This window comes from Yersinia sp. 2541 StPb PI (genome assembly GCF_052217145.1).
Taxonomy (GTDB): Bacteria; Pseudomonadota; Gammaproteobacteria; order Enterobacterales; family Enterobacteriaceae; genus Yersinia; species Yersinia enterocolitica_E.
In genome coordinates, this window is the sequence record NZ_JAZGQB010000001.1 from 2,125,986 (window position 1) to 2,138,766 (window position 12,781).

A 12,781-nucleotide genomic window follows, 5' to 3' on the forward strand; every position below is an offset into this window, starting at 1 on the left:
TGTAAGTGGTTTGGTTTTCCTTATCTTCTGAGGCAAAATCAAGGCAAAGAAACTTTCTTTCTATAGATAAGAGGCATGGCGTATGTTTACCGGTATTGTTCAAGGCACCGCGCCGGTGGTTGCCATCGAAGAAAAATCAAATTTCCGCACCCATGTAGTAGACATGCCAGCGGAGATGTTGCCTGAATTAGCGTTAGGCGCTTCTGTTGCCCACAATGGTTGCTGCCTGACAGTCACCGCCGTTGAGGGTAATCGGGTTAGCTTTGATTTAATGAAGGAGACACTGCGTATTACCAATTTGGGCGATATTAAGGTTGGTGATACCGTTAATTTGGAACGTGCGGCTAAATTCAGCGATGAAATCGGTGGGCATCTCATGTCCGGCCATATTATTTGTACTGCTGAGATTGCCAAGATATACACATCAGAAAATAATCGTCAGATCTGGTTTCGTATGCCCAGCTTTGATTTAATGAAGTATGTGTTACACAAAGGTTTTATCGGTATTGATGGTATCAGCCTAACTATTGGTGAGGTTGTGGGGAACCGCTTCTGTGTACATCTGATACCAGAAACACTGTCGCGGACCACATTAGGTAAAAAGCGTTTGGGACATCGGGTAAATATCGAGATCGATCCACAAACCCAGGCGGTGGTGGACACGGTTGAGCGGGTATTGGCTCAGCGGGAAACTGTACTCGCTACGCCGGTAGTTGATAAGGCCACTCGCGGATAAATGTGGGCTTAACGTAAATAGGATAGGACAGGCAGTCCACCTGTCCTCTTTTAAGTATTAACGCGGCACGCGAATCCCACCCTCGACCCCGTTAGGGCTGAATAATACTTGCCACAGTTGGATGTCTCTGGCGCGGAAAGCACCCGCACAGGCATTGAGATAATAGCTAAACATCCGCTCAAATCGCGACGAGTAATTCGCAGCCAGGCTTGGCCACGCGGCTTGAAAACGTTCATACCACGCCATCAGGGTGCGATCATAATCAGCGCCAAAATTGTGCCAATCTTCCATAATAAAATAAGGCTCACTGGCGTTAGCAATATGTTTTACTGACGGCAGGCAGCCATTAGGGAAGATATATTTATTAATCCACGGATCGATACTCAGATCAGTACGATTAGCACCGATAGTGTGCAGTAAGAACAAGCCATCTGGCTTCAAATTGCGGTTTACCACATCAAAATAGGTGTGATAGTTCTTTGGCCCGACATGCTCGAACATACCGACAGAAACGATACGATCGAACTGTTCGTTCAGATCACGATAGTCTTGCAATAAAATAGTGACGTCTAAACCTTCACAGCGTTTTTGTGCCAGTTTTTGTTGTTCAGCCGAAATGGTCACACCGGAAACGGCGACGCCGTAATGCCGGGCAGCATAGGCTGCGAGGCCTCCCCAGCCACAACCGATATCGAGCAATGTCATGCCCGGAGCCAATTGAAGTTTTTCGCAGATCATCCGCAGTTTATTTTCCTGCGCTTGCTCAAGGGTCGTGGCATCTTTCCAGTAAGCGCATGAGTATTGCATATTCGAATCGAGCATTAGGCTAAACAGATCATTACCCAGATCGTAATGTTCTTTGCCAACAATCCAGGCTCTTTTCTTTGATTGTAAATTAATAATACGCGCAGCAGCAATGCGTAAAGTATCTTTTAGATGGTGTGGAAGTTGATTTTCCAGGCCAGCCCTGAGAACCCGTTGGAAAAAGATATCCAAACGGTCACATTCCCACCAGCCGTCCATATAACTCTCACCTAATGCCAAAGATCCTTCTTGAAGTATTCGTTTGAAAAAGTCTGGGTTATTGATTCGAATGTCGAAAGGGCGTGAGCCATTGATTTCAATATCAGCCCGATTCAGCATTTCTTGTACAATGCGAAACCAAGGGGTTTCTTGAATACTCTGGTCTTCTATACAGGATGAACTCATAGCTTCTCCATCACTTTCTTCTGACTTATGACCCGCGATATATGCAGATTCATACCAATAAGGTTGTCGTGACCTTGGTGTCTAATATCCATAACGGACAGAGGAAGATTAAGAAGAAACCCTAATAAAGATTGATTTAGGGTAACTCATCCATAAGCGTAAATGTGACGCAATCCACGCGCACAGAAAGTACTTAAGATAATGCTTTTTTTTAATGATATCGTAATTGGTTAAATCGAGTATAGGCTTGCCGGGAGGCTTTCTCAATAATAAATCACACCCGGCTCACGTGTTCCTTAGTGACTATTTCTATTAGAAATTAATTCACTTCGTCCTTGACGCTACCGCTGTGTTAGCGGCTCTCGTTACTTAGCCCATCCTTGGGTCTCGCCTCTATCAGGCTGCCGCTTGCAGCGTTCAAATCGATTTCCGACCCGAATCATTCCTTATCCAGGCTCATCGTGGTTCATTCGTTTGTTGCTTTGCTGTAACACCGATGACGTTGGGCATCGGATTAGTATCATTTTTTTCTTTTCGCAATGCGTAGCAATGAATGCCATATCCTAAAAACGCCAGCACCACGGTCGACAGCATCACGGTCACTGTTGCCAGCAATGGCTGGCTGATATAGGCCGATACCAACATACTGGCAACAAAACATAACCCGAGCTGAAGCGTATTTTGCAGCGCGGCTGCTTTACCGGTGTTAGCTGGAAAAGGCATTAATGCATTCGCTACGATAATAGGGTAGCAGGCACCATTCACCAGCGCCATTATGCAGAATGGAATAAGTAAGGTCAGCAGCGTCGGCGTGGTTAACGTTGCTATCAGATAAAGTGCAATCATGCTGATTGAATATCCCGCCAACAGCCACGGCAGCAAGGTATTGCCCTTGATTCGGGAAAGAGCACTGCGACAACCAAATCCACCTAACAGGAAGGCCAGGGTCTGGGGGACATAACTTAATCCGATGACATTCGGGCTATAACCCATATCACCCAGAATAAAAGGTGAACCGGTTAACCAGGCAAAGAAACCGGCACTACAGGCAGCAAACATCATCACGTTGCCACTGAATGTTGCCGACTTAAGCAACTGCCAGAAACTGATGTTGGTGCTAATGCGTGCAGCATTATCTTGTGCGGTTTTTTTGCGTTCGTTCAACCGCGCCGTTGGGATCAATAGCAGCAACGTAACGGCCAGTAGCACTACAAAAATTGAACGCCAACTGAAGTGGTTTAATAACCAGGCACCCAGTAGCGGAGCTAACGCTGGAGAGAGTGCTACGAGCGGCATAATGGTGGCAAACACGCGATTGGCCTTGCCATCGCGATAACGGTCTACCACTAACGCCTGCCAACTTACAGCAGCAGAACACACCCCTACCGCCTGAATAAAGCGGAGTACCAATAATTGTGTCGCATTTTCAACCCATAAAATCCCCAGACAACCGATGGCAAATAACGCCAAACCGGCTAACAGTACCGGTTTACGGCCTAACTTATCCGATACGGGTCCCCAGATAAGCTGAGCGATAGCAAAACCGGCGAGGAAGATACTTAAGCTGGCACTGATGGCGCCGGCAGACGTTTGAAGCTCTTGTTGCATTGCGCCAAAAGCGGGTAGATACATGTCAGTGGCCAAATAGCCCAACATACTCAGACCGGCCAGATAGAACATAAAACCAGACGACGTTTTCATTCTTTATTTCTCTTTATATCCTTGGTCTTTGAAACCGCAGAGGTGTTAGCAGCGGCTCCAATGACGTTGGCTAAATTATAATTTTTGCAGGCAAAACTTCTGTTATAGAAAATTAATTGCGGAGGGCATTCTATCCGCTGCGATATTCTGTTGTGAAACGGTAATATTTGCACCATGCTATTAAAAAATTTGATAGCAAATTGGTGATGTAAAAAGGTGAAAAACTATGTGGTCTGAATATTCACTGGATGTGGTGGACGCAGTAGCCCGTACTGGGAGTTTCAGTGCTGCTGCTCAAGAATTGCACCGCGTACCGTCTGCGATTAGTTATACGGTGCGCCAGTTGGAAGAGTGGTTGGCCGTTCCGTTGTTTGAACGACGTCATCGCGATGTGGAATTAACCGAAGCTGGCGTGGTTTTTATTAAAGATGCGCGAGATGTTATCAAAAAAATGAATGACACACGCCGTCAGTGTCAACAGGTGGCGAATGGTTGGCGTGGGCAGTTAAATATAGTAATAGATAAAATTGTTAAACCACAGCGTAGTCGCCGTTTAGTGTTGGATTTTTACCGACATTTTCCTGATATTGAACTGCGGGTACGCTATGAAGTATTCAACGGTGTGTGGGATGCGCTGGTGGATGGGCAGGCGGAAATGGCCATTGGTGCGACCCGCGCGATCCCGGTCGGTGGGCGGTTCATCTTTCGCGATATGGGCTTTTTAAGCTGGCATTGTGTGGTGAGTGTCGATCATCCTTTAGCCCAATTAACCGAGCCACTTAGCGATAATCAGTTACGGCCTTATCCCTCACTTTGCCTGGAAGATACCGCCCGTAATTTACCTAAACGTGACACCTGGACTTTAGCAAACCAGCAGCGATTGGTCGCCCCGGACTGGGCAACGGGAATCGATTGCCTGTGTGCAGGATTGTGCATCGGGATGGTGCCGGCACATATGGTATCGCCGTTGATTGAGCAAGGGAAGCTAGCGGCACTGACGCTGGCTGAACCGTTGCCCGATAGTCCATGTTGCTTGACCTGGGAGCAGAACAACCATTCACCAGCATTGGCCTGGCTGCTGGAATATCTAGGTGACAGTGTCACACTTAATACCGAATGGTTGAAAGATGACAGTGAGTTATCAATCAATGACTGAGGATTAATGAGGCAAGATTAGCCGCCGGTAGAGCTAAACACTACCGGCAGGAGAGGATTAACGGCGATAATCGAGGAACGGGCCATCAGCGACAGAACGGCGCTCAATCAGTTTAGGGTGTACCTCAATGGTCTGCGAATCTTCACGTTTGCTGACAATACGGTCAAGTAACATGGCAAAGGCCGTTTCGCCCAAGCGCTCTTTGGGCTGGTGAATAGTGGTTAGCGCCGGCGAGAAATAGCGCGCATTACGCACATTATCATACCCGATCACCGAAATATCTTGTGGTACCCGTAGGCCCAACTCATCAGCAGCACATATCGCGCCCATGGCCATAATATCGCCGCCACAGAACACCGCCGTTGGGCGATGTTTTTGTGTCAGGATTTGATGCATCGCTTTATAACCGGATTCCGGTTCAAAATCCCCTTGGACCACCCACTCATCACGCAGGGTAATATTTGCTTCTTCCAGTGCTTTCAGGAAGCCCTGGTGGCGGCCACCACCGGTATTACGGGCTAACTGGCCGGGGATAGCCCCAATGTCACGATGACCGCGCTCAATCAGGTAACGGCCCGCCAAATAGCCGCCTTCAAAAGCGTTATCAATAATCGAGTCAGTAAAATCACCCCGTGCGGTTCCCCAATCCATGACGACCATTGGGATATTGCGATATTCTTCCAACATCCCGAGTAGCTGCTCAGGATATTCTGAACACATCACCAGCAACCCATCGACACGTTTTTGTGCCAACATCGCCAGATAAGCTTTTTGCTTGTCCAGATTATTATGAGAATTACATAAAATCAGGGTATAACCTTTGCTATAACAACTATTTTCGACCGCTTCGATCACTTCGGCAAAATAGGGCGCTTCGCTGGATGTTGCCAGTAAACCAATTGATTTAGTGTGATTAACTTTCAAACTGCGGGCTACAGCGCTGGGTGAATAATGCAGTTCTTTAATGGCAGCCCACACCGCAGCCTTGGTATTCTCGGCGACGAAACGAGTTTTGTTGATAACGTGCGAAACGGTGGTGGTGGACACACCCGCGTGTTTGGCCACATCTTTAATCGTTGCCATAAAAAGAATGACTCCTAAGCTTACCGGTTACAGTAGGGTAAGTATTATGTTAATCGTTTGCCTGCATAACCCGAAAACCGCTCAGACAAAAACACGATATTAGGCTGGGAAGTTAAATCAGCTGATTGTCTGAGAGTATTTATTGGACGTTATTAGTCGGTATGCAGTTATGAACTGCGAATTTTGGCTGATCTGGAGGAAAAGTGAAAGGGGTAATCAAAGTTATAAAGTGCGTAATGAGCACAAGATTTTTTTTCTGAACTGTGGGAAAATAATTTAACACACTAACTATGTGCCTTTTCCCTACTACAAACTAACCGGCTAAGGAGTTTTTATGGATACCAATCTGAAAATGTCGCTGATTACGACTGTTGGTGCGCTGGCGATGATTATTGTCTTTAGCTTCGTGGCGGTAATGAATTAATTAAACCGCTTGCCGGTGTGAAGTGATAAGTAGGGCGGGTTAATCCCGCCCTTAATTATTTTTACGCGTAATGCGACGATGGGTTGTCACTCTTCTTGCCGTATCAGGCTAAATTTTTCTCAACGAAAGACCAGTTAACCAGTGCCCAGAAGTTTTCCAGGTATTTTGGCCGCGCATTGCGGTAATCAATATAGTAAGCATGTTCCCACACATCTACGGTTAACACTGGTTTATCGTTGGTGGTCAGTGGAGTTGCTGCATTAGACGTACTGACAATCGCCAGTGTGCCATCTGCTTTTTTAACCAGCCAGGTCCAGCCCGCACCAAAGTTTTTTACTGCCGCATCAGTAAATTGTGCTTTAAATTCAGCAAAAGAACCAAATGATTGATTAATGGCATCGGCAACTTTGCCCGTAGGTTCGCCGCCGCCGTTAGGTGACAGGCAGTGCCAGTAGAAGGTGTGGTTCCAGACTTGGGCCGCATTATTAAAGATCCCGCCATTAGCGGTTTTTACAATCTCTTCCAGCGTCTTACCCGCAAACTCAGTGTCTTTAATCAAGTTATTGAGATTAACCACATAGGTGTTGTGATGCTTGCCGTAGTGGTATTCCAGCGTTTCAGCTGAGATGTGGGGCTCTAGCGCATTTTGCGCATAGGGTAATGCCGGTAATTCAAAAGACATCGCTCTCTCCTTTCGGGGTTGCTCAGGGTGTTTGCTCCTCAAATCACATCAATTGCCACGGGCAGTGAGGTGGCGAAGAGCGGTTAAAGCTTAATTGTTGTATTTTTGTTGTGGGTATTAATCTTAACAACTTTCAACAGGAATGACAGATATAACCATACTGTTTGATGGGTGATTGTATCACCGTTATGCCATGGGGATAACAAGTGCAGGGGCGTTATTGTGCCATCAGCACCCGGTAGGACAACCGGGTGCAAACTGAAGTCTTAGCGGATGGTTTTCGGTGTGACCACACGGCGTGCGCCAACGTAATGATCCTGCCAGTAGTCATTGTCCAGCATACTGATACGAATTTCTTCACCAGTGCGTGGGGACTGAATGAACTTACCGTTACCCAGATAGACGCCTACATGGTCGGCGACGCCACGGTTGGCAATATTGAAGAACACTAAATCCCCGCTCTCCAGCTCAGCACGTTTGACGGGGGCGGCGTCACGCAAGTGATACATCTCGTTCGCGGTACGCGGCATTTTTATTCTGATCACGTCTTTATAGGCGTAATAGATAAGCCCGCTGCAATCAAATCCGGTATTAGGAGAGGTGCCACCCCAACGATAAGGTTTACCGACTTGCTTCATCAGTTTGCTCATCGCGGTCTGTTTGGCGTGTTGATAGCGTTTTTTATGCGCTGGACTGAGCTTGATTTTACTATTGGCGACTAATTCGGTAGCCGCTTTGCCTTGGGTTTTATTTCTGTGTCGGCCATAAGCGACTCTTTCTGTTTTTTTACCTGCAGTCACTTTTTTATTGGCTGCAGTTTTAATATTGGTTTTTTTCGTATTGCTGGTTTTTTTTGTAGCGATTTTACTGACTTCCTGCGTTTTCTTTTTAATGGTTTTAGTCGTGCCGACGGCAATTTTCTTTTTATCGCTGCTGGTTGCTGTTTTATTGGTAGTCACTTTGCTGGTAGGGGTTTTATTGCTGGCTACTTTTACTTTTTTGGTACTTTTATCTGCTTTACGTTTTTTACGATCATCAGGGCTGGCCTGGCTGACCTGTCCTTTCTTCTGCTCAGCAGACACATGAGCCTGCGGCGACGCATGCGCCAGATTTAAAAATAGCTGGGTAAACAGCAGCACAAACAGCGTAAATATTAAACGCATAATAACGCTACCAACCTTGCCCTGAGATGAATATGAAGAGTCACAGTATTGCCGAAACTCACGATATAAAAAAGCAGAGAGCGACAGGATCTTAATCGATATTGTGAGAAAACATTAATGGCTTAGATATTGTCGCTTTTTCACACGTCTAATGGACTTAAATCAACCATACGTCAACGAGTTATCTCTTTCCTACTTGAAACCGCAGGGGGAATCCCATAAAGAAGATAATAGTGAAGTGATGGGATCAAAAATGTTATTCTAAATGCACATATTTGTAGCTGACAATATAACCATTCGTCCACGGAGTAAAGCCCCTGCAAAAGATGGCGTTTTATTCCAGTGGTAACAGTCGCTACAATAGGCCGGACGCAATAATAAAACAGCCCTAATGGATAGGTTCTAAGTATTGTAGCCACTATATGGCTTGAGGAAGCAAGAAATGACGACGATTGATAAAATCCAGCGCCAGATAGCAGAAAACCCAATCCTGCTTTATATGAAGGGTTCACCTAAGCTGCCAAACTGCGGTTTCTCGGCTCAGGCTGTGCAGGCGCTGTCTGCCTGTGGCGAACGCTTTGCTTATGTTGATATCCTGCAAAACCCGGATATTCGTGCGGAACTGCCAAAATATGCTAACTGGCCAACCTTCCCACAATTGTGGGTTGATGGTGAATTGGTCGGCGGTTGCGACATTTTGATGGAAATGTATCAGCGTGGCGAACTACAACAGTTGTTGAAAGAAACCGCTGACAAATACCGTGCACAAGAAGAAAAGCCTGCCGCAGAATAGGGCATGTGTGTTTTCTGTGACAAAAATAAAAAGGTGGCCTTTGGGCCACCTTTTTTGAACGTAAAATTGTTGCGTCTTCTCTCATGAACAATCTTATTTCGTGAACACTGCGCTATTCGGATTCCCCCGCCGGTATAGGCCAGCCACCCAGTTTTTTCCAGCGGTTGACCAGTTCACAGAATAATTTTGCCGTTTGCATGGTGTCATACAATGCGGAGTGCGCCTGACTACTATCAAACGGAATACCTGCCGTCAGGCAGGCTTTCGCCAGCACAGTTTGCCCCAGCACCAGCCCACTGAGCGCCGCAGTATCAAAGGTTGCAAATGGGTGGAACGGGTTACGTTTCAAACTGGCGCGTTCAGCAGCAGCCATCACGAAGCTGTGATCAAAATTGGCGTTGTGTGCCACGATAATAGCTCGGTTACAACCTTGATCTTTCAGCCCTTTACGCACGGCTTTAAAGATGGCGTGCAAAGCATCGTATTCACTCACAGCACCACGCAAAGGGTTGGTTGGGTCAATGCCATTAAATGCCAGTGCTTCTGGTTGCAGATTGGCACCCTCAAATGGTTCTACATGGAAATGCAGCGTTTCATCGGGTAATAACCAACCATCCTTGTTCATCTGCAAGGTCACGGCAGCAATTTCTAATAATGCATCGGTTTGCGCATTAAAACCGGCGGTTTCCACATCAATTACAACGGGGTAATACCCACGAAAACGGCCACTTAGGGCGTTAAGATCACTTTTATCTGCCATCAGTTTCTTATCTTCATCGAATTCAGCGCGCATTATGTCAAATTTTAGCGCGGGATGCAGGGGGATATCGCGATGAGAAAAAAGGCACCTTAGGTGCCTTTGCGCTAATCAGTTGCCAAGGCCGTGTCCGGCGCTCTTATTCTCGATTAACTCGATTTTGTAACCGTCGGGATCTTCGACAAAAGCAATAATAGTATTACCGCCTTTTACCGGGCCGGCTTCACGGGTCACATTCCCACCCGCCTGACGAATTTGATCGCAGGTAGCGGCAACATCATCCACGCCCAGCGCCAGGTGACCAAATGCAGTCCCCATGTCGTAACTGTTCACGTCCCAGTTATAGGTCAGCTCAATCACTGAACCTTCACTTTCATCGCTATAACCGACGAAAGCCAGCGAGTATTTATACTCCGTGTTTTCGCTGGTACGCAGTAAACGCATCCCTAATACCTTGGTGTAAAAATCGATAGAGCGTTGCAGGTCACCAACGCGGATCATGGTATGGAGTAAGCGCTTCATAATACCTCTTTATAATCAACAGTTTAAAATCTTAAAATCATTATAAATCAAAACTGATTCATAATCATATAGTAATATCATCCCACTCTCTACCATGACTCTTCTGATATTTGGTTATCATTATGGCGGGATTGTCCCTGGAAAGGGGGGAATAAATTGACTTTTTTTGTGACATTATGTCAGTACACTATTCTGATTCAGTAAAATATCTGTATTATCCCGTGGCTAGTCGTAGGAATTTTATGGGTACTATTCTTATGGATGAATCATTAAATGGACTCTTTAGTTGTAGCGATAGCAGAAGCTTTATTTAATTTATTGGTAAGCCTATTTTCTTTTTTATTTTCGATAATACTCTTCGTGGTTGAAGCAATTTATTCTTTAACCTAGGGTGCTAAATGGATACGTAGATTAATCACAGTAGGCGTATTGAGGGCTGTTGCGGGTATTATCGTGTTTTTTGCCATCATGTGAAGATCAATTTAATCGACTCTCCCGCTATGCGTTCTTGTGGTTAATCATCTGCATGTTAAGTAATATCATTAAAAAACAATCTGTTAATTTATAGTTGAGTACCGTCACTTCTGAAATATCAGTTTGATGCCTAGCAGCGCCATGACCAAACCACCAATACGGTCAAAATATATTTTGAAACGCATATAATAGTTTCTTGGTACCGGGGCTGACAGGACACAAGCGACGATTGCGTACCAAATGAGGTCAATCAAGAATGCCAGAACAGGTAACACAATATACATCCAGCCCACGATATTCTGAGTAAGGATTGCGGCAAATATGCCGCCAAAAACCAATGCTGTATTGGGATTACTAATTTGTGTAATAAGCCCGATATAAAACGAACGAGACAGACTTGTTTGTCCGCCAACCTCGGGTTCAAATTTTATTGCTTTTTTAGGCGCGAAAAACATTTTAAAGGCTAAATAAATGAGATAAAAACCGCCGCCGATTTTAAGTGACATATATAGCCAAGGTACGGTGAGTAGCAAAGATTGCAAACCAAGCAGAGCGACCAAGGCAAAGAATGCACACCCGGTGCCCATGCCTAAAGCAACGGCTAAACCATTTTTAAGTGAGGATGACATTGCCGTTCGCGCAACAAGGATGAAACTCGGCCCTGGAGACATAGCCCCTAAAGCTATTACTCCACTGATGGTTAAAACAGAAATAATAGTGCTGTCCATTTTATCCTCCCTGTAAGTATTCCTCTGTTTCTACTCGTCATTTTTTACAAAATCAATGGCTTTATCTTGTTTCCAAAGAATTCGAAATGAATCACTAAATACCTAAGTCGATAGCGGGGGTTGTATTACATCATCCGTAGTGGGGGCAATTGCGCCATTTTTTGTGTTATCTCACCTGTAGCCATAAACAAAACAGCCAGTCAGAGGGTTAATCTAACTGGCTGTTATTCAATGATTTAATTTACGGACTAATCACAGAGTTGGGTAGTCGGTATAACCTTTTGCGCCACCGCCATAGAAGGTATCACCATCTGGTTCATTCAACGGAGCCTGTTGTTGCAGGCGGGTTACCAGATCCGGGTTAGAAATATAGCTACGGCCAAAGGCGACGGCATCAATAAACCCTTTATCAATGAGCTCTTCAGCTTTTTCAGCCGTGTATGCACCGGCACCCACAATCACACCTTTGAATTTGGCGCGGACGGCATCACGGAATGCGTCGGAGTAAGGCTTACCACCCGCCCAGTCGGGTTCCGACATGTGCAGATAAGCAATATGACGTTTGTTCAACTCGTCAATGAGGTACAACGCAGCCTCTTCCTGATCCTCGCCATTATCCAAGCCGTTGAATGGCCCCAATGGTGAAATACGAATACCAATATGTTCAGCGCCCCATTCGGCTACTGTTGCATCAACCACTTCCAATGTCAGACGGGTACGGTTTTCAATACTACCGCCGTATTGGTCGGTACGTTGATTGGATGCCGGAGACATAAATTGATGCAGCAGGTAGCCGTGGGCTGCATGCAATTCAATATAGTCAAAGCCAGCTTCACGGGCATTCGCTGTTGCCTGACGGAAATCATTAATGATGCCAGGGATCTCTTCTGTTTCCAGGGCGCGTGGGGTGGAGCAGGGAACGCGTACCCAGGCTCCCGTTTCATCGCGCACGGTGGTGCGGGTATCCGCGGCAATGGCTGAAGGTGCTACCGGCGCTTGCTGACCTGGCTGCAAACTGTTGTGCGAGATACGGCCAACATGCCATAACTGTACAGCAATATGTCCACCGTCTTCATGCACCGCCTGCGTGATTTTTTTCCAGGCGTTTAACTGTTCCTGAGTGTGTAACCCTGGAGCACCCGCATAGCCTTTCGCCTGGAAAGAAATCTGGGTGGCTTCGGTAATAATCAAACCGGCGCTGGCCCGTTGACGGTAATATTCAGCCATCAGAGGAGTTGGAATATCACCTGGCTCAATGCTGCGCAAGCGCGTTAGCGGAGCCATAAATACGCGGTTTGGCAATGTGAGCGCGCCAACTTTCAAAGGGGAGAACAGTTTAGCAGTCTTCATGGT

13 protein-coding genes are annotated in these 12,781 nt (G+C 46.1%); 4 read left to right on the forward strand and 9 right to left on the reverse strand.

The annotated features are described in order from the left end of the window. Positions 1-82 precede the first annotated feature (82 nt). Entirely contained in the window at positions 83-736 is a 654-nt protein-coding gene (locus V1953_RS09440) for a riboflavin synthase subunit alpha (protein WP_083158731.1), read from the forward strand. A 57-nt stretch (positions 737-793) separates the two neighbouring features. On the opposite strand, the gene cfa is transcribed toward V1953_RS09440, so the two are convergent. Together cfa and punC are read right to left on the reverse strand one after the other, a co-directional pair. Beyond that, positions 794-1,945: a cyclopropane fatty acyl phospholipid synthase gene (gene cfa / locus V1953_RS09445; protein ID WP_083158732.1), complete on the reverse strand. Its 1,152-nt coding sequence runs from the start codon at positions 1,943-1,945 to the stop codon at positions 794-796. A gap of 456 nt (positions 1,946-2,401) precedes the next feature. Then, a complete protein-coding gene (gene punC / locus V1953_RS09450) occupies positions 2,402-3,646 on the reverse strand; it encodes a purine nucleoside transporter PunC (protein ID WP_442850850.1) in 1,245 nt (414 codons plus the stop codon). Between the two features lie 226 nt (positions 3,647-3,872). On the opposite strand from punC, the gene punR reads away from it, so the two are divergent. After that, entirely contained in the window at positions 3,873-4,802 is a 930-nt protein-coding gene (punR, locus tag V1953_RS09455; protein ID WP_083158734.1) for a DNA-binding transcriptional activator PunR, read from the forward strand. Between the two features lie 57 nt (positions 4,803-4,859). On the opposite strand, the gene purR is transcribed toward punR, so the two are convergent. Continuing rightward, complete coding sequence (gene purR, locus V1953_RS09460) at positions 4,860-5,885, reverse strand: HTH-type transcriptional repressor PurR (RefSeq protein WP_083158735.1); 1,026 nt, start codon at positions 5,883-5,885, stop codon at positions 4,860-4,862. Between the two features lie 334 nt (positions 5,886-6,219). On the opposite strand from purR, the gene cydH reads away from it, so the two are divergent. Continuing rightward, the gene (cydH, locus tag V1953_RS09465) at positions 6,220-6,309 is read left to right on the forward strand and encodes a cytochrome bd-I oxidase subunit CydH (protein WP_019079325.1); all 90 of its coding nucleotides are present in this window, start codon (positions 6,220-6,222) and stop codon (positions 6,307-6,309) included. A gap of 103 nt (positions 6,310-6,412) precedes the next feature. Here the strand turns inward: cydH and sodB are convergent, their stop codons facing one another. Together sodB and V1953_RS09475 are read right to left on the reverse strand one after the other, a co-directional pair. Beyond that, positions 6,413-6,991 carry a superoxide dismutase [Fe] gene (sodB, locus tag V1953_RS09470; RefSeq protein WP_083158736.1) on the reverse strand — a complete coding sequence of 193 codons (579 nt, stop codon included), beginning with the start codon at positions 6,989-6,991 and terminating at the stop codon, positions 6,413-6,415. Between the two features lie 266 nt (positions 6,992-7,257). Next, the gene (locus V1953_RS09475; protein ID WP_442850851.1) at positions 7,258-8,154 is read right to left on the reverse strand and encodes a C40 family peptidase; all 897 of its coding nucleotides are present in this window, start codon (positions 8,152-8,154) and stop codon (positions 7,258-7,260) included. A 442-nt stretch (positions 8,155-8,596) separates the two neighbouring features. Between V1953_RS09475 and V1953_RS09480 the strand changes: the two genes are divergently transcribed. Next, positions 8,597-8,947 (forward strand): Grx4 family monothiol glutaredoxin, encoded by a 351-nt coding sequence (locus tag V1953_RS09480; RefSeq protein WP_083158738.1) that lies wholly within the window; start codon positions 8,597-8,599, stop codon positions 8,945-8,947. Between the two features lie 112 nt (positions 8,948-9,059). On the opposite strand, the gene rnt is transcribed toward V1953_RS09480, so the two are convergent. The 4 genes from rnt to V1953_RS09500 form a co-directional block, all read right to left on the reverse strand. Continuing rightward, on the reverse strand, positions 9,060-9,740 hold the full coding sequence (rnt, locus tag V1953_RS09485; protein WP_193784653.1) for a ribonuclease T: 681 nt from the start codon (positions 9,738-9,740) through the stop codon (positions 9,060-9,062). Positions 9,741-9,815: 75 nt separating this feature from the next. Next, the gene (gene gloA, locus V1953_RS09490; protein WP_005184478.1) at positions 9,816-10,226 is read right to left on the reverse strand and encodes a lactoylglutathione lyase; all 411 of its coding nucleotides are present in this window, start codon (positions 10,224-10,226) and stop codon (positions 9,816-9,818) included. Between the two features lie 578 nt (positions 10,227-10,804). Further along, entirely contained in the window at positions 10,805-11,428 is a 624-nt protein-coding gene (locus tag V1953_RS09495; protein ID WP_083158739.1) for a LysE family translocator, read from the reverse strand. A 252-nt stretch (positions 11,429-11,680) separates the two neighbouring features. Continuing rightward, positions 11,681-12,778 carry an alkene reductase gene (locus V1953_RS09500; protein WP_083158740.1) on the reverse strand — a complete coding sequence of 366 codons (1,098 nt, stop codon included), beginning with the start codon at positions 12,776-12,778 and terminating at the stop codon, positions 11,681-11,683. Positions 12,779-12,781 lie beyond the last annotated feature (3 nt).